This window comes from Asticcacaulis machinosus, from assembly GCF_028550435.1.
GTDB lineage: Bacteria > Pseudomonadota > Alphaproteobacteria > Caulobacterales > Caulobacteraceae > Asticcacaulis > Asticcacaulis machinosus.
The window spans coordinates 1,658,469-1,681,048 of the sequence record NZ_JAQQKV010000001.1 but is presented as its reverse complement, the minus strand read 5'-3'; the positions used below and the strand labels follow the sequence as shown (position 1 = coordinate 1,681,048).

At 56.1% G+C, this 22,580-nt stretch carries 17 protein-coding genes; 9 read left to right on the top strand and 8 right to left on the bottom strand.

The window, feature by feature from the left end:
* Nucleotides 1–275: 275 nt before the first annotated feature.
* Nucleotides 276–1,142: a peptide chain release factor N(5)-glutamine methyltransferase gene (gene prmC / locus PQU98_RS07605; RefSeq protein ID WP_272744302.1), complete on the bottom strand. Its 867-nt coding sequence runs from the start codon at nt 1,140–1,142 to the stop codon at nt 276–278.
* A gap of 226 nt (nt 1,143–1,368) precedes the next feature.
* Nucleotides 1,369–2,292: a bifunctional 2-polyprenyl-6-hydroxyphenol methylase/3-demethylubiquinol 3-O-methyltransferase UbiG gene (gene ubiG, locus PQU98_RS07600; RefSeq protein ID WP_272744301.1), complete on the bottom strand. Its 924-nt coding sequence runs from the start codon at nt 2,290–2,292 to the stop codon at nt 1,369–1,371.
* 153 nt (nt 2,293–2,445) lie between these two features.
* Between ubiG and PQU98_RS07595 the strand changes: the two genes are divergently transcribed.
* Together PQU98_RS07595 and ptsP are read left to right on the top strand one after the other, a co-directional pair.
* Nucleotides 2,446–3,702: an aspartate kinase gene (locus PQU98_RS07595; protein ID WP_272744300.1), complete on the top strand. Its 1,257-nt coding sequence runs from the start codon at nt 2,446–2,448 to the stop codon at nt 3,700–3,702.
* Nucleotides 3,703–3,965: 263 nt separating this feature from the next.
* Nucleotides 3,966–6,227 (top strand): phosphoenolpyruvate--protein phosphotransferase, encoded by a 2,262-nt coding sequence (gene ptsP, locus PQU98_RS07590; protein WP_272744299.1) that lies wholly within the window; start codon nt 3,966–3,968, stop codon nt 6,225–6,227.
* 98 nt (nt 6,228–6,325) lie between these two features.
* Here ptsP and PQU98_RS07585 read toward each other — a convergent pair whose 3' ends face one another.
* Nucleotides 6,326–8,569 carry a bifunctional diguanylate cyclase/phosphodiesterase gene (locus PQU98_RS07585; protein ID WP_272744298.1) on the bottom strand — a complete coding sequence of 748 codons (2,244 nt, stop codon included), beginning with the start codon at nt 8,567–8,569 and terminating at the stop codon, nt 6,326–6,328.
* A gap of 235 nt (nt 8,570–8,804) precedes the next feature.
* Here PQU98_RS07585 and PQU98_RS07580 point away from each other — a divergent pair, with 235 nt between their 5' ends.
* The 6 genes from PQU98_RS07580 (at nt 8,805) to PQU98_RS07555 (ending at nt 13,371) form a co-directional block, all read left to right on the top strand.
* Nucleotides 8,805–9,419, top strand: a complete 615-nt coding sequence (locus PQU98_RS07580) for a glutathione S-transferase N-terminal domain-containing protein (protein ID WP_272744297.1) — start codon at nt 8,805–8,807, stop codon at nt 9,417–9,419.
* Between the two features lie 43 nt (nt 9,420–9,462).
* The gene (gene prfA / locus PQU98_RS07575; protein WP_272744501.1) at nt 9,463–10,536 is read left to right on the top strand and encodes a peptide chain release factor 1; all 1,074 of its coding nucleotides are present in this window, start codon (nt 9,463–9,465) and stop codon (nt 10,534–10,536) included.
* A gap of 108 nt (nt 10,537–10,644) precedes the next feature.
* Nucleotides 10,645–11,016, top strand: coding sequence for a hypothetical protein (locus PQU98_RS07570; protein ID WP_272744296.1), 372 nt, complete (start codon nt 10,645–10,647; stop codon nt 11,014–11,016).
* Nucleotides 11,003–11,401: a hypothetical protein gene (locus PQU98_RS07565; protein WP_272744295.1), complete on the top strand. Its 399-nt coding sequence runs from the start codon at nt 11,003–11,005 to the stop codon at nt 11,399–11,401. Before PQU98_RS07570 ends, PQU98_RS07565 begins: the two co-directional genes overlap by 14 nt.
* Nucleotides 11,401–12,183, top strand: coding sequence for an MOSC domain-containing protein (locus PQU98_RS07560; RefSeq protein ID WP_272744294.1), 783 nt, complete (start codon nt 11,401–11,403; stop codon nt 12,181–12,183). Before PQU98_RS07565 ends, PQU98_RS07560 begins: the two co-directional genes overlap by 1 nt.
* A 153-nt stretch (nt 12,184–12,336) precedes the next feature.
* Nucleotides 12,337–13,371, top strand: coding sequence for a glycoside hydrolase family 43 protein (locus PQU98_RS07555; protein ID WP_272744293.1), 1,035 nt, complete (start codon nt 12,337–12,339; stop codon nt 13,369–13,371).
* On the opposite strand, the gene PQU98_RS07550 is transcribed toward PQU98_RS07555, so the two are convergent.
* The 5 genes from PQU98_RS07550 to PQU98_RS07530 form a co-directional block, all read right to left on the bottom strand.
* Nucleotides 13,372–14,259, bottom strand: coding sequence for a dienelactone hydrolase family protein (locus tag PQU98_RS07550; RefSeq protein WP_272744292.1), 888 nt, complete (start codon nt 14,257–14,259; stop codon nt 13,372–13,374).
* Between the two features lie 79 nt (nt 14,260–14,338).
* Nucleotides 14,339–15,949 carry an AAA family ATPase gene (locus PQU98_RS07545; RefSeq protein ID WP_272744291.1) on the bottom strand — a complete coding sequence of 537 codons (1,611 nt, stop codon included), beginning with the start codon at nt 15,947–15,949 and terminating at the stop codon, nt 14,339–14,341.
* Nucleotides 15,950–16,041: 92 nt separating this feature from the next.
* Nucleotides 16,042–16,809: a ThuA domain-containing protein gene (locus PQU98_RS07540; protein WP_272744290.1), complete on the bottom strand. Its 768-nt coding sequence runs from the start codon at nt 16,807–16,809 to the stop codon at nt 16,042–16,044.
* Between the two features lie 71 nt (nt 16,810–16,880).
* Complete coding sequence (locus PQU98_RS07535; RefSeq protein ID WP_272744289.1) at nt 16,881–18,227, bottom strand: hypothetical protein; 1,347 nt, start codon at nt 18,225–18,227, stop codon at nt 16,881–16,883.
* Between the two features lie 116 nt (nt 18,228–18,343).
* Entirely contained in the window at nt 18,344–19,363 is a 1,020-nt protein-coding gene (locus tag PQU98_RS07530; RefSeq protein WP_272744288.1) for a cupin-like domain-containing protein, read from the bottom strand.
* A gap of 227 nt (nt 19,364–19,590) precedes the next feature.
* On the opposite strand from PQU98_RS07530, the gene PQU98_RS07525 reads away from it, so the two are divergent.
* The gene (locus tag PQU98_RS07525; protein WP_272744287.1) at nt 19,591–22,551 is read left to right on the top strand and encodes a TonB-dependent receptor domain-containing protein; all 2,961 of its coding nucleotides are present in this window, start codon (nt 19,591–19,593) and stop codon (nt 22,549–22,551) included.
* Nucleotides 22,552–22,580 lie beyond the last annotated feature (29 nt).

The window sequence follows — 22,580 nt, the reverse complement described above, 5'->3', positions numbered from 1 at the left end:
GTTCTATACGCTTCGCCCGCATTGGGGCGGCAAATTTTCGTAAATCCAGCAAATGCTTATGGTTATTCAGATGGATACGACCATAGTATTTGGTGATGTCTTTTGGGTCGGTTGTGCGCGCTGGGTTGCCCCGATTGAAATACCCGTAACGCGCCCGGCCAGCCTGCTTCGCCATGATTTCTGTGATGCGAGTAATTCGTATCACCATAGGCGTTAACAAGGGATGGAAGACACCCCTTGATTAGCGGCAAAAGGATCAAACGCCAAGTCTTTTTTTAAAGTGCGAATTTTTGGCCGATCACGATGCGTGGGTTTGTCGACAGGTCGAGCAGGGTGTGGACGTTGATAAAGCCAGCGTCTTTCATAATCTTTTCAACCGCTTCGGATTGATCGAAGCCGATTTCGATATAGGCCATGCCGTCTTTTTTGAGGACACGGAAAACATCGGGGATAAGCTCGATATAGGCCTGCAAACCGTCCGGGCCGCCATCCAGCGCCAGAATCGGGTCGTGCTCTTTCACTTCCGGATCAAGGGTCGGGATCACGTCTGAGCGGATATAAGGCGGGTTTGAGGCGACAAAATCAAAGCTGTCATCGGCCATACCGACTGCCCAGGAGGTGCGTAAAAATGCCGCACGTCCGGCAAGACCCAGATTGGCTGCATTTTCGCGTGCCACGGCCAGAGCCTCTTCCGAAATGTCGGTGCCGAGGCCGCGGGCCGCCGGCCGCTCGGCCAGAATCGACAATAGGATCGCGCCGGAGCCAACCCCCAGATCAGCCACCTGAAACGACTGGCCCTCTTCGGTGCGCTTGAGGATCAGATCGACCAGGCATTCGGTCTCAGGACGGGGCGACAGGACGTGGGAGTTGATGTTGAGCATCAGCTTCCAGAAGCCCTTGCGCCCCAGAATGCGCGATACCGGCATCCGCTTGAGGCGCTTTGACAGATAGTCTTCGAGGGTGGCGACCTGATCCGCGGTTAGCGGACGATACGGGTCGGTGACGATCTCAGTACGGGAGGCGCCGGTGGCGGCCTCCAGCAACAGACGGGCATCGATGGCGGGAGAATCGAGTCCAGCCTCCTTAAGGCGGCTCTGGGCGGATTTCCAGGCGGTGACGAGGGTGGTTGTAGTTTCGGTCATTGGTGGTTCCGTTTAAGAGGCCCCCCTCCGTCAGCCTTGCGGCTGCCACCTCCCCCGGCACGCCGGGGGAGTATCAGAGGTTATATACCTCCCCAAAGCGCTCAAGTAGCACGGCGGTAGTGCACTAAAGTGCCTGGGGAGGGGGACCATGAGCAAAGCGAATGGTGGTGGGGGCTATCCCCATTAATGGGCGTGGGCTCAAGGAGCGAAGCGTTAGCCCCGCGCATCAAAAAGCTCTGGCGACCATCATATAGTTGACGGCGGTATCGTTCGACAAGGCCCACTGGTCGAGCAGAGGATTATAGCTAACCCCTACCGCCGGATCGGTGGTGAGGGCGGTTTCACTCAGAAAACTTTCGATCTCTGATGGTTTCAGGAACTTGTTCCAGTCATGGGTCCCTTGCGGCACCCAGCGCAGCACATATTCGGCGGCGACGATCCCCAGCGCAAACGCCTTGGTGGTGCGGTTAAGTGTGGCGACAAACATCAGCCCGCCGGGCTTGACTAGGGATGCACAGGTTTTCAGGAACTCACGCGGGTCTGCGACGTGCTCGATGACTTCCATGCACAGGACAACATCGAACTGAGGCTCACCGGCCGCTGCCAGTTGCTCAACTGTCTGGGCCAGATAGCGGATATCGAGATTGCCCTGCGCGGCATGGGCGCGGGCGGTGCCGATATTTTTTTCCGACGCGTCAAGGCCGGTGACCTCAAACCCCATTCGCCGCATGGGCTCAGACAACAACCCGCCGCCGCAGCCGACATCGAGCAGGCGCATATGGCCAAAGGGGTGCACATCATCGCCGAGTTCTATATCGCTCACGCCTAATTCGCTGCGCTCCTGGCTCCGCGGGGGCGGCGAACGGTCGCCGACGCCCGGTCGGGCGCTGGAAAGATGCGAAAAATGCATCAGGCAGGTGTCGCGGATAAAGCGCACGCGGGTCGGGTTGAATCTATGGAGCGGCGCAAACTCACCCTTCACGTCCCACCACTTGGCGGCCAAGGCCGAAAAACGCGCCACTTCGCCTTCGTCGATCGAAAAGCCGGATGCGGGTGAATTTGTCTCAATAGATACGGTTTTGGCGGAATTTTCACCGCCAGACGTAGTCAATGCTTCCGTTTCGGGTAATTCTTGTCGGTTTAAGGCCATTATTTGTATCCAAATTGCGCCGTAAACGCACTGCAAACGCTTGCAGCAAACGCGTCATGTCGCTAGATATGCCCGCCTTGAGCGACGGGCAAGCTTTAAGAATAGGTCTTCATAGCATCTTTTGTCCGTCAAACAGTCAGGATTTGTATCACAGTGACTCGCTTAGTCATGAAATTCGGCGGCACGTCGATGGCCGATCTGGAACGCATCCGCAGAGCGGCGCGTCTGGTCGCGGCTGAGGTCGATGCCGGCCATAATGTCGCGGTCGTGGTTTCGGCCATGTCAGGCAAAACCAACGAACTGGTCGCCTGGACCGATGGTGCGGGGAAACCCACAGGCAAAGCCATTGAGGGTGATGACGAATATGATGTCGTCGTGGCGTCGGGTGAGCAGGTGACCGCCGGGCTTCTCAGCATGGTTCTGCGTAATATGGGCTATGACGCCATTTCGATGATGGGCTGGCAGGTGCCGATTATTACCTCCGACATTCACGGTAAGGCCCGTATTCTCGATATCCCGCCGGCCAAGCTTGAGACCGCGCTTGATGCTGGTCAGATCGTGGTCGTGCCGGGCTTTCAGGGTGTCACCGAATCCGGCCGCATCACGACGCTGGGCCGTGGCGGGTCTGATACCTCAGCCGTGGCTGTGGCCGCTGCGGTTAAGGCAATTCGCTGCGATATCTATACCGACGTGGATGGGGTCTATACCACCGATCCGCGCGTGGAAGCCAAGGCCCGCCGCCTCAAAAAGATTTCATTTGAAGAGATGCTGGAAATGGCGTCCCTTGGGGCCAAGGTGCTTCAGACCCGCTCGGTCGAACTGGCTATGGGGCAGCGTATGCCGGTGCGCGTGCTGTCTTCCTTTGTGGAGCCGGGCGAAAACATTGATCAGGGCACCATCGTGTGCGACGAGGACGAAATCGTGGAAAAGCATATTATTTCCGGCGTGGCCTTCAGCCGTGATGAAGCCAAGATCACCCTTCTGGGCCTGCCGAACAAGGTTGGTGTCTCGGCAGCGGTGTTCTCAAAGCTGGCGCAGGCCAATATCAATGTCGACATGATCGTCCAGTCTGAAAAGCGTTCGGGCGACTATGCCAACCAGTTGTTCACGGTCGGTAGGCGTGACGCTCAGGCGGCGGCTGACCTGATGACCGCAGCCAAGGGTGAACTTGGCTTTGATACGCTGAAAGTCGATGAAAATGTCGCCAAGGTCTCGATCGTCGGTGTCGGTATGCGTTCGCACACCGGTGTGGCTGAGACCATGTTCCGTGCTTTGTCGGACAAGGGGATCAATATCCAGGTCATCTCGACCTCTGAGATCAAGATTTCTGTGCTGATTGATGAGGCCTATACCGAACTGGCCGTGCGCGCGCTGCACGCGGCTTACGGCCTCGATAAGATTGGTGTCTAACTCTCATGGGGGAAATGACTTTCCCCGCCTCTTTAAACAATTATGGGGGAAATAACTTTCCCCCATGTGCCCCCTTTGGATCGAAGAAAATTTTCTAGGGGCGGCCCTGCGAAATTTTCTGCTTTGAATTAAATGTCCGGTCATTACGGATATGTGAGTGTAAAAACGCCGCAGGGCTTGACCTGTGGCGTTTTTCTATGGTGTGGGTACGCGAAAAATATAATAGTGACGCTTAAGGCGTTGTTTGAGGGAATGCGTTCACTATGAAATCCGGTCTCGCCATTAAGGGCCAGAGAGGGCTGCTGCGGCAAATCCGTGAGGTCATGGCCGACGGTACCACCGCACAGGCCCGCCTCGATGCTGTCGTGCGTATTATCGCCAATTCGATGGTGGCCGAGGTTTGTTCGATCTATCTGCGCCGCACCTCCGAAGAACTGGAATTGTTTGCCACCGAAGGCCTGAACCGCGCCGCCGTGCACAATACCCGTCTGCGTCTGTCCGAAGGTCTGGTCGGTGAAGTGGCCCGCGCCGGGGCCCCGCTTAATCTGTCGGACGCGCCGTCAAACCCGAACTTTGCCTATCGTCCGGAGACGGGCGAGGATCCCTATAACTCATTCCTGGGCGTGCCGTTGCTGCGCGGCGGTCGCACTATTGGCGTTCTGGTTGTCCAGAACAGGGCCATGCGCCACTATCAGGAAGAAGAGGTTGAGGATCTTCAGATCATCGCCATGGTTCTGGCCGAAATGGTGGCGGCGGGCGATCTTCAGGTCTTTGATGAACTTAAAGATATCGAGCTGGCACCCCATAAGCCTGAGCGGCTCAAAGGCGCGGCCTTTGCGGACGGTATCGCCCTTGGGGTGGTTATCCTGCATGAGGTGCCGGTCACGCCTGAGCATCTGTTGTCGGATGATCCGGTCGCCGAAGAGGTGCGCCTGCTAACCGCGATCACGTCGCTGCGCGAACAGATCGATGAGATGTTTGAAGGCCAGCACGGTCTGGCGGGGCCGACCTTTGATGTGCTTGAAACCTATCGCATGTTCGCCCATGACCGCGGCTGGACGCGCAATCTGGTCGAGGCGGTACGCTCAGGCCTGACCGCCGAAGCCGCCGTTGAGCGCGTCCGTAACGAGCAGCGCGCCCGGATGAACTCGGCGCGTGACGCCTATATGCGTGAACGCCTGCATGACCTCGAAGATCTGGCCAACCGTCTGTTGCGGGTACTGGCGGGCAAGAGCACGGTCGCGCGGGAAATCCCTGAGGATTCCATATTGGTGGCGCGTGATCTGGGGCCGGCCGATTTGCTGGAATATGACCGCAAGAGGCTGAAAGGCATCTTGCTGGAAGAAGGCTCGGCGGCCGCCCATGCTGCCATTGTGGCGCGGGCGCTGCAAATCCCGTGTGTCGGTAGGCTAAGCGGTCTGCGTGACAAGGTCAGCCAGAATGATGCCGTTATTGTCGATGGCGAAACCGGCGAAGCTTACCTTAGGCCGCGTCCTGATATTATCGGTGCCACCCACGCCCGTATGGATGTCCGCGCCCAGCAACGGGCCGAGTTCATCAAGATCAAGAACGTGCCTGCGGTCACTAAGGATGGCCACAGCGTCGCCATGCTGATGAACGCGGGGCTGGAGTTCGATCTTGAGATCATGCACGAAACCGGCGCCGAAGGGATCGGTTTGTTCCGCACTGAATTTCAGTTCATGGTTTCTGAGGATCTGCCGCGCCTCAAGCGCCAGACCGAGCTTTATGAGCGGGTGATGGATGAGGCGGGCGATAAGCCCGTGACCTTCCGCACCCTTGATCTGGGCGGGGATAAGATCCTGCCCTATATGGAAACCGAGCGTGAGGAAAACCCGGCTCTGGGTTGGCGGGCGGTGCGCATGGGGCTTGATCGTCCGGCCCTGCTGCGGATGCAGATACGTGCTCTGATCATCGCCGCCCGTGGGCGCGAATTGCGCATCATGTTCCCGATGGTGGCCTCAATTGATGAGTTCCGTCAGGCGCGCGAATGGGTTGATGTCGAAATGGCCTGGGCCAAGCGGCGCGGGCGGGCCTTGCCATCTGTATTGCGGGTCGGGGTGATGATCGAATGTCCGTCCCTGTTGTGGCATCTGGATGCCCTGCTGCCGATGGTCGATTTCGCCAGTGTCGGCACCAATGACCTGACGCAATATCTGTTTGCCGCTGACCGGACCAATCCGCGGGTGTCGGAACGTTATGACGTGCTGTCGCCGCCGATGCTGCGGGCTCTGTCGTCCATTCGTCAGGCGGCGGATGAGAGCGGCACACCGGTCTCAGTATGCGGTGAAATGGCGGGTAAGCCGCTGGAAGCCTTTGTGCTGGTGGCGCTGGGGTTCAACCGCCTGTCGATGCCACCGGCAGGGCTGGGCCAGGTCAAGCGCATGATCCTAAGCTGTGATCGTGAGGCGGCGTTCAAGGCTATTACCCGCATGATGACGAGTTCCTACAGTTCGCTAAGGAGCGAGATTCTGTCGCTTGCCAGAAAATTGAATGTAGACTTATAAAGCAAAGAGTTCCCGTCGGGCCGCCCCGAGGGAACTCTTTTCGATATTGAACCCCAGAAAATGTATTTTGGCGTAAGCCAAAAACTTTTCGGTGAGTATCACTTCATCATCGCCATCGATTGTGACACCGAGGTGGTGCCGCGTGCCGAAGTCTGGATGCGAGTCTTGACGGGTGGTGGTACTTGCACGGCCAGCAGGGCATCGATCTCTTCTACCTTAACCGGCTTTGAGAACAGGAAGCCCTGAATGATCGGGCAGCCGGCTTGTTTCAGGATGCTGCGCTGCTGTTTGGTTTCGACCCCTTCGGCGACGATGTTCAGGTGCAAAGCCTTGGCCAGCTTGACGATGGCACGGATAACGGCATCGGCTTCGGCATCGACCCCAAGGTTTGACACGAACGAGCGGTCGATCTTGATCTTATCGACCGGATAGCGGCCGAGATAGCTCAAGCTCGAATAGCCGGTGCCGAAATCATCAAGCGCAATCGAAAAGCCCATGCTGCGCAGATCCTTAAGGATGATCTGGGTCTGATGGTCGTCGTTCAGCAGGACACCTTCGGTGATTTCGATCTCGATGCGCGTGGCCGATACACCGGTCTCCTGCATCATTTCCTTCAGACGCGGGATGAACTGGCCGGAGCGCAATTGGGTGGCCGAGACGTTGACCGCAACCTTCAGGCCCGGCCAGCGATGGCTGTCCATCATAGCGCGGCGCATGATCACGGCACCCAGATCGATCATCAGGTTGCACTCTTCGGCCAGCGGAATGAAGTATCCGGGCGAGATCGGACCACGTTCGCGGTGGGTCCAGCGCGCCAGAGCCTCGACACCGACAATGGTGCCGAAATGATCGACCTGCGGCTGATAGACCACGTCGATTTCTTCGCAGTGAATGGCTTCGCGTAAGCCGGTTTCCAGCATCTTGCGCAGCTTGATGGTGGCGTCCATCTCAAGTTCGAAGAAGGCATACTGACCGCGGCCCAGTTCCTTGGCGCGGTAAAGGGCCAGATCGGCTTGACGTAGCGCTTCGGCCGGCTCGACATCGGCATCGCTGATCAGGGTCACGCCGATCGAGCACGAGCAGAAGACCTGACCGGAATCAAGCGTCACCGTGCCGGTCAGGTTTTCCTGAACGCGCTTGGCAAGCGCTGAGGCCGAATGGCCGTCGGTATCGGTCTGGATAATCACAAATTCATCACCGCCCAGACGGGCCAGCGTATCCCCGGCGCGGATCATGGAGGAAATGCGCTGACCGCAGTTACGGATCAGTTCGTCACCGGCCTGGTGGCCCAGCGTGTCATTAACATCCTTAAAGCGGTCAAGGCCGATGCAAAAGACCGCGACATTGCCGCCCAGACGGCGCACGCGTTCGGTCGCCTGCACCAGACGGTCGGCAAACAGGGTGCGGTTGGGCAGGCCGGTCAGATTATCGTGCAGGGCCATGTGCTTGGCCTTGGCCTCAGAGGCAATCAGGCTGCGGGCGGCGCGCTGGGACTGGTGCAGCATCAGCACGGCCACAGCCCCAAGGCCGAGCGAGACTAAAAGTACGGGGCCAAGCGCGCCGATAAACAGCTTACGGCCCGGCGTTTCCGGCATCCATGACAGGTGGAGCAGGGCGCGGCCCTCATCGTCCTGAAAAATGACATTGGCGCTGCCGGGCTGGGCTGCCTGACCGGGGCGGAGCATGCGCACCTTGCTCAGGGCGTAGCTGTCGGCCAGTGTGTTGAGTGCCGACGCGGAAATTTCGCGGGCCCCCAGAATAACAAAGGGGCGTTCGCGGGTGATCTGGCTTTTGCGTTCTGTACTGATCAGGGCTGCCCCGAAGGCATAGACCCGGCCATTGACCTGGATTAACTTACCGTACTTGGTGCGGGTTGCGTCTTTCTGGATCAGCTTGCGGGTGACCGGATCGAAATTGCTGCGTACGTTTGACAACAGGCTGCGTGCTTCGGATGAAAAGCCGTGGTAGCTGCGGGCAGGTATCTCGCGTCCACGACGTGAGGCGAAAACCGGCTGATCCTTATCATCCAGCAGGTAGGATAGTTCAAAGCCCAGAATACTCCTCATGTAGTCGCCGTAAACGTTCTGAACCCACTCAGGATTATAGTTATGATCAGTGTTCCTGACCGCCTCATCCCATATCGCCATGGGATTAAGCAGAGCCGAGGTTTCATTGACCATATTGTGAATCCCGGCGCGAACCAGATTTTCTTCGCGTTCACGGGCGGCACGGTCGGTCTGTTCGGCCCAGACCCACAGGCTGCCCACCAGGGCGCAGACTGCCGCCAGCACGATCAGCGCCATCGGCGCGATCAGTTTAAATTCACTGCGTTCTTTGGTCACCAAAGGCCTCATTTTGAGGGAAATGCGTTCTACTGTGGCCACTTATACACGCAAGGTATTAAATTAACGCAAACGGAAATCCTTGTATTTTAAGGGTTTGTAAAGGTTTCTGTGGGGCGTGATCACTTGATTCAGGAGGTGCGCCCGCCGAGGGCTTCACACGTTAAATCCCTTGACGGACAGGGTTTTGCGATGTCTTAAAGGCGCGGACTGATGACACAGAAGGCAAAATCAAATGAAACTCATTATCGGTACAGGCTCACCGTTCGTCCGAAAGTGCCGGATTGCCGTGCGTGAAAAAGGTCTGACAAATCGCGTCGAAGAATTTCTGACGGCGGCTACCGATGATGCGCCTGAGCTTCTGGCCATCAACCCGATATCCCAGATCCCGGCCCTGCAAACCGATGAGGGCGTCAACTATTTTGACTCCGCCCTGATCTGTCAGTGGCTGGATACGCATTTCGACAGCGGATTGAAACTTTATCCGATGGGGGGCGAAGCCCACTGGCGGGTGCGTCGTCTGGAAACTCTGGCTGATGGCCTGATGGAAATGACGGTCAAGATCGTGCTGGAAAATCGCAGGCCTGAATCTGAGCGCTCACCGATGTGGCTGACGCGCTGGGAGCGCAATTTGCTGCGCGGGTTTGCGGTGGCCGAAAGCGAATGTCCGACCTTGGATGAGGTCGAACAGCACGGCCTGGATATGGGCGCGATTACGCTGGGCATCGCGGCGACCTATCTGGAGTTCCGTTATCCGCATATTGAATGGCAGTCGTCATCACCAAAGTTGGTGGCATTGGCGGCAGCACTGGAAAAGCGCCAGAGCTTTATTGATACCTATCCGCGATAGGTGCTAAAGGCACCGTCACAGTTTGATGAAGGTGTTCCCAGTGATCCGTCTGCCGCAACAAAAGCTTGATCAGGTGCTTGATCGTTTCAAAATGATCGAAGCGCGCATGGGGGCCGTCACCGATGGCGCTGAAATCGTCAAGCTGTCGAAAGAGCACGCCGAGCTTAAGCCCGTGGCGGAAGCGGTCGAGCGCGTACTGAAAGCCCGCGCACAGGTGCCGGAGCTTGAGGAACTGATGGCCCTCAAAGACCCGGAACTGTCACCGCTGGCCGAAGAGGAGTTGCAGGAACTGAAAGCCAGCCTGCCCGAACTTGAGCGCGGTGTAGCCTTGTTACTGGCGCCCAAGGACAAGGACGAAAACGCCTCGGCCATTCTCGAAGTCCGTGCGGGCACCGGCGGCGACGAAGCGGCGATCTTTGCGGGCGATCTGTTTCGCATGTATAGCCGCTATGCGGTAACGCAGGGCTGGCGCGTTGAGATTGACTCGATCAGTGAGGGCGACGCCGGCGGCTATAAGGAAATCATCGCCTCAGTTACCGGCGACGGCGTGTTCGGTAAGATGAAGTTTGAATCCGGTGTTCACCGCGTTCAGCGCGTGCCCGCCACGGAAACGCAAGGGCGCATTCATACCTCGGCGGCCACCGTCGCGGTTCTGCCCGAAGCTCAGGACGTTGAGATCGAAATCCTCGATAAGGATATCCGGATCGACACCTACCGCGCGTCGGGTTCCGGCGGACAGCACGTCAACAAGACGGATTCGGCCGTGCGGATCACCCACATGCCGTCGGGGATCGTGGTGACCTCATCCGAAAAATCGCAGCACATGAACCGCGCCATTGCCATGCGTAACCTGAAAGCGCGGCTTTACGATCAGCAGCGTCAGGCGCTCGATACTGCTCGCTCCGATGCCCGCAAGTCCCAGGTCGGATCGGGCGATCGGTCGGAACGCATCCGCACCTATAACTACCCGCAAGGACGCATCACTGATCACCGCATCAACCTGACCATCTATAACCTGCCGCAGTTTATGGAAGGCGAGATGGACGCCATGATCAACGCCCTGATCGCCGAAGATCAGGCCGAACGCCTGGCCATGTTGGAAGACGAGATGGGATAATAAATTCCCTCTCCCCGCAAGCGGGGAGAGGGGTGGGGTGAGGGGCAAAACACGAGCTTGAAACCGCCCGCAATTCGGGTAAGCTTTGCCCATTCATGGGGGGGGGCTATGAACCTAAAGCTCATGCGGCTGTTGGCTATTGTGATCTTCATGAGCCTGATGGCCTTTGATAGTGAGTACATATCGACCTTGTGGCCGGTGATCCTTGGTCTGGTCATTGTTACGGTTATCGATTTCTTGCCGGTGAACGACGCGCGTCGCAAAGTCCTGACGCTTTGGGCCGCGGGCGCTGTGGTCATCGTGACCATAGGGATAATCGGCTATAATCTGCGTGATCATGACTTTACCGCGACCTGGCAGTACTGGCAGGACAACTGGCTGTTGGGGCTGGTACTGATTTACCTGCCGGTGTTTATACTGTCCTGCGCTGGTTACGGATTTTTTAAACGCAGTAATGGGGGAGCCGGTGGAAGAGGGTAATGCGGTAAAAATCCTAAATTTCGCTATGGTTGCTATCATTTTAACCGTCATAAACGGGCTGGTTGTATATACGGAACTTCCCAAACTTTGGGCAGGTGATCAGGTGTTTTTGAAATTTGCGGCTGAGATGCCAAGTTTTATTAGCGTCCTTGGTTGTAGTCTTGGGTTCATAAATTTAACGCCTATTGATCGGGTTAAGTTTTTAAAACCATTGATAGTTGCAAGCCTGATTTTCTATACTTTGGTCGTAGTCGTGCGTTTTTTCTATCTGACAGGCACGATTGAGGGGCTGAACTGGTCGTATCCGGTATTTCTTGTGGCGCTGCTCTTCATTACTTGGCTAGTCGTGATGACTAAATCAAAGGCTTCAAAGAAAGCAGCTTAATGTTCACCATCTCCGGCCTGTACCGCCACCCGATCAAAGGTTTTACGCCGGAGCCGCTAAGGTCGGCGGCGCTCAGCATAGACGGATTTTTTCCGTTTGATCGGCTTTATGCGCTGGAGGTCGGGCCGTCGGGCTTTACCGCCGAAGACCCTCAGTTTTTGTCCAAGATGAAGTTTGCCGTGCTGGCGCGCTTCGCCGCCGTGGCGCGGCTGAAAACCCGCTATGATGAGATCGCTGAGACCTTTCGCATCGAAGACGAGGATGGCTCGGTTGAGGTGTTTGACCTGACGCAACCGGCGGCCCGTGCCTCACTGGCGCGCCATGTTGAAAACGTGCTGGCCGCCCATGAGGATTATGATCCGGTGCGCTTTCCGCTTAAGCTGCTGGAAACGCGGGTAGATCATCATCGTTTTACGGATTCGGCCAAGGGGTTTGTGTCGCTGCTCAATCTCAATTCGCTGAATGATCTGGGGCTGAAGATCGGACGTGATCTCGATCCGTTGCGCCTGCGGGCCAATGTGTGGATGAAAGGCTTGCCGCCGTTTGTTGATCATGACTGGGTAGGTAAGACGATCAAACTGGGCAACGACGGACCGGAGCTTGAGGCCTTAAAACCGATCGTGCGCTGCGTGGCAACCCATGTGAATCCGGAAACGGCCGCGCGCGATGTCGATCTGGTGGCGGCTCTGTTTGAACATTACGGCCACCGCGATTGCGGCATCTATTGCCGTGTTATCCGCGAAGGTACGGTGCGTGTCGACGATATCGGGCATGTGATGTGATCATTCGGTCAGCAAGTGCCAGATTTGACAATCTGGGCTAAGGCGTTAAAACAAATTTGTCCGACATATCGAGGCGGCAGGCGTCGCGCGATGAAGTCATAATAATATCGGGATCGGGCACCTATCTACTGAAACGTCCTTGCGAGAATTATAATGTCGAACCTTCCCCGCTTTTCCCGCCGCGGTTTTGTGATCGCTGCTGCCAGTGCATCCGCGACCGCTCCGGTCTTTGCGCAAACGCCGCCTAAACCGGTCAATCCGCTGGTGCGTCAGCGCGCCGATGCGCAGATCATGCAGCATGACGACGGCTATTATTATTTCACCGCCACTGTTCCGGAATATGACCGCCTGATCGTGCGCCGGTCGCGTACCATTGCCGGCCTGCAAACCGCAGGTGAAGTCGTGGTGTGGAAGCGACCGCTCGAAGGGAAAATGGGCGGCTATATCTGGGCACCGGAGATCCATCATTTTGACGGCCAGTGGCACCTCTATTTTGGCGCGGGCGATAAGGGCGAGCCATTCCGGGTGCGCACCTATGTTATCTCCAGCCCCGATCCCAATCCGCTGACCGGCCGCTGGGGCAAGCCGGTGCGGGTCGAAATGCCGTGGGATACGTTCAATCTGGATGCCACCACCTTTGTCCACAAAGGCACGCGCTATCTGTTGTGGGCGCAAAAGGAACCGGGGATTGAGACCAACTCAAATCTGTATCTGGCCCCGCTGGCCTCGCCGTCGAAACTGGCGGCCACGCCGGTGCGCCTGACCGTGCCGACCTATGACTGGGAAATCGTCAAATATAAGGTCGCTGAGGCCCCGACGGTTCTGCACCGTAATGGCCGCCTGTTCCTGACCTATTCGGCCAGTGCCACCGATGAGAACTATTGTTTAGGCATGCTGACGGCCAGCGAAGACGCCGATATCATGGATGCGGCCTCATGGACCAAATCGCCGGTGCCGGTGTTCAAAAGCTCACCCAAGAACAAGGTCTGGGGCCCTGGCCACAACAGTTTCATTACCGATGAAAAGGGCCGGGACGTACTGGTCTATCATGGCCGCGACTATCAAAAAATCACCGGCAATTCGCTGTTCGATCCGAACCGCCACACCCGCGTTCAGCATTTTGGCTATACAGCCGATGGCGTGCCGGATTTCGGTGAACCGATCGCCAACGGCGCGTGGAAGGACTGATCAGGCCCCTTTCAGCGTCCGCGCAAACAGCGACATCGTCCGCTCCCACGCCAGCTTGGCGGCATCGGGTTTAAAGCGCGGGGTGGTGTCGTTGTTGAAGCCATGCTCGGCATTGTCGTAGATATAGGCTTCATAGCGCACACCGGCGGCCTTGAGCGCGGCCTCATAGTCCGGCCAAGTGGCATTGACGCGGGCATCATTGCCGCCCATGTGCACCAGCAGTTCGGCCTTGATGTTCGGTACATCGGCCAGAGGGGCGGGCGATCCGTAAAACGGTACGGCGGCTTTGAGCGTGGGGATGCGCGTGGCCAATAGGTTGGCAATCGCCCCGCCGTAGCAGAACCCGACCACGCCGACTTTGCCGGTGCTGTTGGTTAAGGTGCGGGCATAGTCTGCGGCGGCGACAAAGTCATTGCGAGTCTTGGGTTGATCCAGTTTCTGGAACAGGGCGCGGGCATCGTCTTCATTGCCGGGATAACCGCCCAGCGTCGTCAGGGCATCGGGCGCCAGCGCAATATAGCCGTCGAGGGCTACCCGCCGCGCAATGTCTTCGATGTGCGGATTAAGCCCACGGTTTTCATGGACGACCACCACAACCGGCAGCTTGGTTTTGATCTTGGCGGGCTTGATCAGATAAGCCTTGATGGTGCCATTGCCGTCGGGAGACGCTATATCGACGCGGGTGGTTGTAAGGCGGCTGTCATCGGCAGCGGTCTGGGCGCGAGCGAAATCGGGTGACAGGGCGGTCAGGGTCGCCACCGCCCCGGCAGCGCCTGCGGTATATTTCGCCGCTCCTTCTAAAAAGCCCCGCCGGCTGATGAGGCCGTGCACATACTGGTCAAAAAGCTGGAGCACTTCGCGCTTAAACGGCGGCGTCTCATCGGTCATGGCGGCCTCTCCTGTGGCGGTTTTCAGATGAGGTTACGTGGTTTTGACGGGCATGGCTATGGGGATTTGGGAGGCGGCGTTATTGCCTAGAAAATATGCACTCTTCAAGTTCTTTGAACACAACCATTGATGAAATTATATAATCGGACAATGCAATCTTGAAAACTTCCGCATTAATGCTGCTTTTTATGCCGCAAAAATTCTTTATCCGCTGCGTTTCATCCTTTAGATTTTGATCGTCTATATTGGTAACGAAGGCATCGTAAGCGGCTTCATCAAATTGCAGCCCCTTACCTGCGCAATATGCCTTCAATACCTCTTTATCATAGAGATAATTCTCAATTTCCCACCGTTTAAGTACCCGGTGATTGTCCGGATTTGTATTAAGATAAACTCTGCGGTCGTTTTCGTCCGTTGGCTTTCCAGATGCCATATCTCGATCTTTAAGCACCCAGATGTCCACTTTGGGAAATACCTTACTCAGGACAAGTAGGGCGATTGCACTACGCTGGTCAGGTTCGGTATTCCCACCGCTAGATGTAAAGAGGGCGTCAGGGTGTGATTCAGCGAAAATGCGGTTGAACACTCGCGCATCCATACCTTGTTCTCGACCTCCCGAACCGGGTTCGGCTCTTCCTTCGCAATAAATTATGGTCGAGGGACTAACTAGGTGTGCCAGATCATCTAAAGCAATTGCAAATAAGTCCCGCCAAGTACCCGGCCCGACTTTAACTGGTGTCAGCGTATGAGCCTCAGCGGCGAGATTGTACTCAGAGCGAAATTGAATGATCTGGCATTTATCTTTCATTTTCGTCTGTAACGCGCGGAGAAATCCGATGCTATGGGTTGTGAGCCATATTTGGCAATCAGGCCCAATAAGTCGGTCAATCTCTTCAAGTAGGTTGCCTTGAATAGCGGTGTTTATGTGAAGTTCTGGCTCATCAATAAGAAAAACAGTGTCAGAATAGTCCTCTTTGCGGAGATACAAATCAAGCAGTAGGTCAACAACCTCCTTTTCCCCGGAGGACAGGACGTTAAATTCAAACTCTTTTGGATGGTCTGGTTTTCTAAAATAAAGCGTCCCTTGATTACCTTCGACATTTCCAAGGTTGGAAATCTCTAGATCAAGACACTTCTTAATGGACGTATTGAGATCGCCAATTATTTTGGCCTTCGCCTCACTAGGTTTTAAATCATTTTCATCACGATATAGATTATACACCGAGTATAATCTTCTATAATTATCTTCCATCTTAGCGTCGAGACTTGAGGCATCGCCTGCGCCGTAGGAGTTCTTCCAAATTTCAGATACCGCTTTGGTTTCTGTGATTTTGAGTAGGCTATTATAACGGTAAGGACTACGAAATGAGAAAATGGTATTAGCTTTCCCAGTTTTCTCCTTTAGAGCGCGGATTTCAGAAAAATTTCCGGCGGTAAATTGGATTTCTACATCCTGCCATGTTAGCGAACCGACACCTGTCATTGAGTGGTAACTTACATCTCGAGCAATGCCACCACCAATACGCTGGCGCGCACTAGCGTGATATAGCAAACCATCTAGAACGCTACTCTTACCACAACCATTTGGTCCCACTAATGCGACGATACGAGCAGGGTTTTCGCCTAGATCAATGGTTAGGTCATGAAAACGCTTGTAACCGTTCTTCAGGCGAATTTTTTTTATAAACATATGACCGAACTCTTTGAGCTGTTGTTCTTTATTAAGGCAAAAGTTAAGTGCTTGATGGGTACCACGATAAAGCTTTTAGGTATGCGAACTTACTACCCCCGCCCGCGGCCCGTGGCGGTCCAGTAGAGGCCGCCCAGCAGGTGGCTGAGATACTGCGGGTCGCGGTACATCTCGACATTATGGCCCAAGGTCGTCACAAACACGCGCGCCCCTTCATAGCTGTGATACCAGGCGATCGGGTGGTCCTTGCCCATGCCTTTGACGACTTGACCGGGCCAGATCTTGGTCGGGTCATAGCTGGTTTCATCGACGTTCAGCACCGGCGTAATCTTTACATTGTGCGGGTTGGTGGTGGTGTAGAACTCATCGCTCCAGATCCAGCGCTGCGGCAATCCAAAGGTCGCGGGAAAGCTTTTGTCGACCACTGTCACCACGCCGGTTTGCAGCATGGGATGCACACCCACCGTGCGCCCAACCAGTTTTTCATACCACGGCCAGCTATCGGCCGGCAGGGCAATCGCCGCCCTGTGAACCACCATGACATGGCCGCCTGCGCGCACATAGGCCTCGAACTTGGCGCGATGATCGGCCGATAAATCCTCGGTCGGGGTGTTGAGCAGCATGATGGCCGCAAAGGGCTTCAAATCCTGATCCAGAACATAGGCATTGTGGCTCCACACCACCTCAAAGGCGTGCAGCCTCGCCATCCGCTCTAGGCTTTCGCGGGCAACGGGCACATATTCGTAGTGGTATTTGCTGGGCATGCCGATCACCAGCACCTTGAACTGCGTGTCCGCCCACACGGCCTTTGGCGCCATGATTGCCGCCGCCATGCCTGATAATATCGCCCTGCGCTGCATCGCTATCTCTCAAAGGTTGCTGCTTTTACCGCAGTGTTCCCTTGATTTGATCGTTTGTCACGCGCTGTCTTTTAAATCCCCCGCAGGCGCACCAGATGGCCCTCTGCCGTGGCGGCAAGGCTGTGCAGGCCATGTTCAAGGAAGATTTCCTTTGCGGCATCAAGGGCATAGGCGGCTGAGGCCCGCTCCAGCATAAAGCCGGTGATGTCGCCGCGCGTGACATAAAGCTTGCCCAGATTGGTCTGAAGGATCGCCCAGTCAACCGGGTCTTCGAGCGGACGGGTGGCGCGCAGTTGTTCCTTAAACGCCCGCTCGGCATCATCGAGCGACTTAAGATCACCGGTGGCTTCGGCACGCTGCGCCAGGCATGAGGCCCGCAGGCTCATCAACCGCGCCCGTATGCCTAAGCCCTTTTGCAGCGGTCGCTTAAGCGCCAAGTCATAGACGGCCAGCGCCTTATCGAAAATATAGTCAGCGCCGGTCAGGGTCGCCAGCACCTCAAGGCCGCACGACAGGGCCATTTTGTGGCAGACCCAATCGAGCGGGCTGTGTTCATAGACCATCAGTTCGTCTTCGGAACTGAGCAGGGCGATGCCGATCGAGACGGCTTCGGCATTGCCTTCGATCTGGCCCTGATGGATGTGCGCTTCGGCCAGGCGGGTGACGATGGTGGCAAAGGTCACCGGTTCATAGGCCGAATCCAGACGGGCGCGCACGGCCTCAAGGTCCTTGATCACCGCGCCCATAAGGCTTGAGTCCTGACGATCGATACCGACCGCCATCAAAAGATCGGCCCGCTCCAGACGCGCCTGAGCGGCCCAGATCTTGTCGCGGTTGGTTTTGGTCAGGCGGACCTGTTTGTCGAACTTTTCGACGGCACGATCGATATGAGCCATAGCGTTCAGTGCTGCATCAAGTTCGCCCACGCCTTCGCGCAGAGCAAGGCGCGCCCCCAGCATCCCTTCGACCAGCGACAGGCGCGCGTTAAGTACCGGGTCGGCGGGGCTGATGCCCGCCACCGCGACGCGCCCTTCGGCCAGCAGCCCTTCGGCGGAGGTCAATAATTCTGCGGTTTCAAACAGGTCGGCGCCAGTCAGGCAGGTCAGGGCCTGCTCCAGCACGGCCTGCACGGCCTGAGCGATGGTTTTGGCGTCCTTACCGGCAGATTCAGCGGCGGCGGCGGCTTTGCGCATCGCCAGCGGGTCGCCGGTTCTGCGGGCGTATTCGCGCCAGATGGTGGCGGATTCGATATGGGGATCAAAGCGATTTTTGGTCGAGACGCGGCCGGCCTCAATATCAAGGCTGCGGCCCTGAGAGATCAGCAGTTCAAGGTTCAATAATTCGTACAAACTGGAGTCCGATTCAAACCGGCCCTGATTGCCGAAAATACGTCTTAGTTCGCGACCAAATTCAAACATTCACATCCCCTCGGCATATGAGGCGCGCAACATCGTCTCAGAAGGGGACGATGCGCTCAAGTCATAAAGGGCAAATGCAAATGGTGCGCCGCGCACATTAAAGGCTTTAAGTCAGATCAAGTTTTGCCACCGGTCAGGGATTTGACAAGGCTCTGGCGTAATTTTTCGGCGCTTTTCGGGGTAAAGGGCCCAAGAAGTCCCTGATCGCGCGTCGTCAGATGCGCGGCCGGATCGCCATAATCCTTAAAAACATAATAGTTGAACAAAGTTTTCCACACATCGCGTTGCGTATCGGGCATGTCACGGATGGCCAGAAACGCATGATAGAGGGCGTCATAAGGGTTGGCGCTGACATCGGCCTTAGACGCGTTTTCATCCCACCAGTAGTTAATCAGGACATTGAATGGCGATATTGAGCGGACATGATGCCACCAGCCGTATGGGATATATATGGCGTCTCCGGCTTCAAGCCCGGCAGTTAACATGTGATCCGCCGCGGCTTTATATCGCGGGTGTTTATCAAAATCAGGATTATCGATATCGACCATGCTGACCGGCACGCCGCCGATGGTGCGCTCAAACGGGCCGGGATAGAGGTTAGGGGTCTGATCCGGTGGGAACAGTGTAAAGGTGCGTTGCCCGGCCACCACGCAGGCGATGTTATGATTGAGGTCGAAATGAGCACGGGTGACCGACCCGTTGCCGATCCAGATACGGGGCGCAACATCCGGCGGTATGAGATCAAGCCGGTTTTCAGCCCCAAACCGCGGCATGTGACGCTCAACTGGCGCCGACTGAACATAGATGGCCGCTGGATGCGGCTTATCCTGTTCAGCCATTATATGGTCTATTGCCTGACGGATGGGGGCGGGGCCATGCTCGAAATTATAGGTATGGGTATCCATGCCGTAAAAGAAGCGGCCGCGAATGCGGGGCGGCCCGACATAGACGCCTGCGACTTCACCTGTGTCACAGGCCATCAGATAATCGGCAATGGCCTGATCCGATGTTCGGGCCAGTCCTGCCGATGGCCAATGCGCGACAACACCTTTCAGGATGGCAGGTTCATTTTGTGGGAGAATCGTTTCCCGAAACAGGCTGGCATCGACGTTTTCATAAATTCTGACCGGGATCATGGGCTACCTCATGGGTATCTTGGACACACAAAACCGATGGCGACAATGGTAAAAAAGCATCACTAAGAGGGCTATGAGCAAAATGGTATACTTTATGTGGTGTAATCGTATAATTTATAATTGACGTGGCGCGGTTCAAGTGGTTCTTATAATTTATGTCAGAATTATTTCACTCCATGCTCTCAGGCGCATGGGGTGGCGTCAGATATCAGCATTAGGGGTTACATATGCAAACGAGAAACAAACGTGCCTTGATCATGGCCGGAGTGGCGTTTTCAGCCATTATGTCCGGTGTTTCGGCCATGCCGGCCTTTGCTCAGGATGCACCGGTTGATCCTGCTGCGGATGAAATGGTACAGGAAGTCGTGGTCACGGGTACACGTATCCGCCGCCCAAACCTCAAGAGCGCTTCACCGATCACCACGGTGGATGCTGCTGAAGTCAAGCTTCAGGGGGCCACGGGTGTCGATAGCTTCCTGGCTAAGCTGCCGCAAATCGAAGCGGGCAACAATGAAAACCAGTCGAACAACTCTGATGGTACAGCCGGCGTTAACCTGCGCAGTCTGGGTGGTAACCGCGCTCTGGTGCTGATCGACGGTCAGCGTTTCCTGCCGACTCTCGGTGTCGACCTGAACTTCGTACCGTCGACTCTGGTTGAGCGCACGGACGTTCTGACCGGCGGTGCGTCGTCGGTTTACGGCTCTGACGCCATGTCGGGTGTGGTCAACTTTATCATGCGCAAAAAGCTGAACGGCGTGCGCGTCGATGCGCAATACAGCATCTATAACCACCACAATGACAATGATGGCCTGCGTACCATTCAGGGCAACAAAGGCATTAAGCTGGCTGACAATCATGTCTGGGATGGTGAAAAGTACGACTTCAACATAGCCGCCGGTGGCGATATCGACGACGGCAAGGGCAACATCACCGGTTATTTCGGCTACCGCAAGATGGAAGCCGTGCGTCAGGATTCGCGCGATTATTCCAACTGTGCGCTTCAATTTGCTGATGCGGCTGGTGGGTCATTCAGTTGCGGTGGTTCGGGCACGCACGCTTACGGCTGGTTCTTACCACAAAGCGGTCCGAGCAATGGCGTGGCACTTGCCAACTCTAAGGACGGTTCCAAGACCTGGGTCGCAAATAACTCGTCGTTTGCCTATAACTATGCCCCGGATAACTACACCTTGCGTAACTCCGAGCGTTATCAGGCCGGCGCATTCGCCAACTATACGTTCAATGATCATGCCGAAGCCTATGGCAGCTTCATGTTCATGGATGATCACTCGGTCAGTCAGGTTGCCCCTTCGGCTATCTGGTCAGGCCGTGACTTCACCATCAACTGCGCCAACCCGTTCATGAGTGCTCAGCAGGGTAACTTGCTGTGTGGTTCCAATTACGGAAACGCCTCTGTCGATATGACCACCTGGGCAGCCTATCGCGCCGCCACCGGTACACCGCGCCGTAATGATATGCGTCACACCAACTACCGCTTCACGGCTGGCCTGCGTGGCGATATCGTCGAAGGCTGGAGATACGACGCCAACTACATGCACGCGACCACGATTGGTCAGTTCAACTATCAGAACGACATCAATCAGGATAAGGCTGAGCAGGCTCTGAACGCGGTGACGCGCAATGGTCAGACCGTCTGTTTTGATGAGTCGAATAACTGTAAACCGTTCGATATTTTCAGCGCCAATGGCCCGTCGGCCGAAGCCTATGCCTTCGTCTACGCACCAACCTTTACGCGTAATGAGCAGACCATCGATGTCTTCAATGCCTATGTCAGCGGTGATCTGGGCCAGTATGGCATCACTTCCCCTTGGGCTGAAGATGGTCTGGCGATCGTTCTGGGTGCTGAACACCGTAAGGAATCGCTGGATGAACGTCGCGACGAAAGCCAGCTTTCCTACGCGTCTAATGCGGATGGAAAAGTGTCTGCTGATGAATGGTTTACCGAAATCGAAGTGCCGATCGCGGCGGATAAGCCTTTCATCCGTTCATTGAATGCCTCACTTGGTTACCGCAGCTCGACCTATAACGTCTCGTCGTCGACCTCGGAAGGCAGCGAAAAGAAGACTGAGACCTCTAAGTTCGAAGTCCGCTATGCTCCGACCAGCGATATCCTGTTCCGCGCCAGCTACAACAAGGCTATGCGCGCTGCGAATATCACCGAACTGTTCGCCTCTCAGGCAGTTGGCAACGTCGCTCTGATCGATCCCTGTTCAGTGAGCCAGATTGGGGCTTTGGGCGCCAATGCGGCGACCCTGTGTGCCCGCACGGGGGCTACCCCGGCACAACTGGCTATCGGTATTATCGATACTCAGGCTGATGTCGGTACGGCACTGGGCGGTGGCAACCCTGATCTGAGCCCTGAAGAAGCCGAGACCAAGACCTACGGTTTCGTCTTTACGCCGGGCTTCGTTCCGGGGCTGGCGCTCAGTGTGGACTATTATGAAATCCATATCGACGGCTATATCGGTTCGGTTCAGGCCCAGACAGCGGTTTCGCAGTGTCTGAACACGGGCGATGCCTTCTACTGTGGCTTGATCCGTCGTAACCCGAACAACGGTGCACTGTATGGCAGCGATACCAGCGGCGGCTATGTGATCTCAACGAACGTCAACACCGGCTATCTGGAAACCAAAGGCATCGATTTTTCGGGTAGCTACCTTTGGACATCGGATTTCGGCAACGTAAACTTCTCGTTCGTGGGCACGCTGCTTGACTCGCTGGAGACCGAAGTGCTGCCGGGTCTGGGATCCTATGACTGTAAGGGCTACTACGGTGCCACCTGCGGTCAGCCATCTCCGGAGTGGCGCCATAACCTGCGTGCTACCTGGACCGTGCCGGGCGACAAGATCTGGGCCCCGACCACCGTGTCGATCAACTGGCGTCACTTTGGTGAGACCAAGCTGTCCACCAACAGCGACGATCAGTACCTGACCGGTACGAAGTCGACCCTCAATGCCGAAATCAAGCCGTACAACTACATTGATATCGCGGTGACCAAGGACCTGCCTTACGGTCTGGTGGCTCGCGCCGGTATCAACAACCTCTTCGACAAGGATCCACCCGCGATCATGGGGGGGCTGCTGGCTGAAAACGGCAACGGCAACACCTTCCCCAGCACCTACGACCCACTGGGCCGCATGCTGTTCATCGGGATTTCGTCCAAGTTCTAAGCTGACAATTGCGTAACTCAGGCGGGTGA

What these genes read in the sequence shown, in the direction of transcription:
- prmC (WP_272744302.1), bottom strand. Translation starts at nt 1,142, where the DNA reads ATGACCGAAACTACAACCACCCTCGTCACCGCCTGGAAATCCGCCCAG.
- PQU98_RS07545 (WP_272744291.1), bottom strand. Translation starts at nt 15,949, where the DNA reads ATGTTTATAAAAAAAATTCGCCTGAAGAACGGTTACAAGCGTTTTCAT.
- PQU98_RS07580 (WP_272744297.1), top strand. Translation starts at nt 8,805, where the DNA reads ATGAAACTCATTATCGGTACAGGCTCACCGTTCGTCCGAAAGTGCCGG.
- PQU98_RS07540 (WP_272744290.1), bottom strand. Translation starts at nt 16,809, where the DNA reads ATGCAGCGCAGGGCGATATTATCAGGCATGGCGGCGGCAATCATGGCG.
- PQU98_RS07570 (WP_272744296.1), top strand. Translation starts at nt 10,645, where the DNA reads ATGAACCTAAAGCTCATGCGGCTGTTGGCTATTGTGATCTTCATGAGC.
- PQU98_RS07550 (WP_272744292.1), bottom strand. Translation starts at nt 14,259, where the DNA reads ATGACCGATGAGACGCCGCCGTTTAAGCGCGAAGTGCTCCAGCTTTTT.
- PQU98_RS07525 (WP_272744287.1), top strand. Translation starts at nt 19,591, where the DNA reads ATGCAAACGAGAAACAAACGTGCCTTGATCATGGCCGGAGTGGCGTTT.
- ubiG (WP_272744301.1), bottom strand. Translation starts at nt 2,292, where the DNA reads ATGGCCTTAAACCGACAAGAATTACCCGAAACGGAAGCATTGACTACG.
- PQU98_RS07555 (WP_272744293.1), top strand. Translation starts at nt 12,337, where the DNA reads ATGTCGAACCTTCCCCGCTTTTCCCGCCGCGGTTTTGTGATCGCTGCT.
- PQU98_RS07530 (WP_272744288.1), bottom strand. Translation starts at nt 19,363, where the DNA reads ATGATCCCGGTCAGAATTTATGAAAACGTCGATGCCAGCCTGTTTCGG.
- PQU98_RS07560 (WP_272744294.1), top strand. Translation starts at nt 11,401, where the DNA reads ATGTTCACCATCTCCGGCCTGTACCGCCACCCGATCAAAGGTTTTACG.
- ptsP (WP_272744299.1), top strand. Translation starts at nt 3,966, where the DNA reads ATGAAATCCGGTCTCGCCATTAAGGGCCAGAGAGGGCTGCTGCGGCAA.
- PQU98_RS07535 (WP_272744289.1), bottom strand. Translation starts at nt 18,227, where the DNA reads ATGTTTGAATTTGGTCGCGAACTAAGACGTATTTTCGGCAATCAGGGC.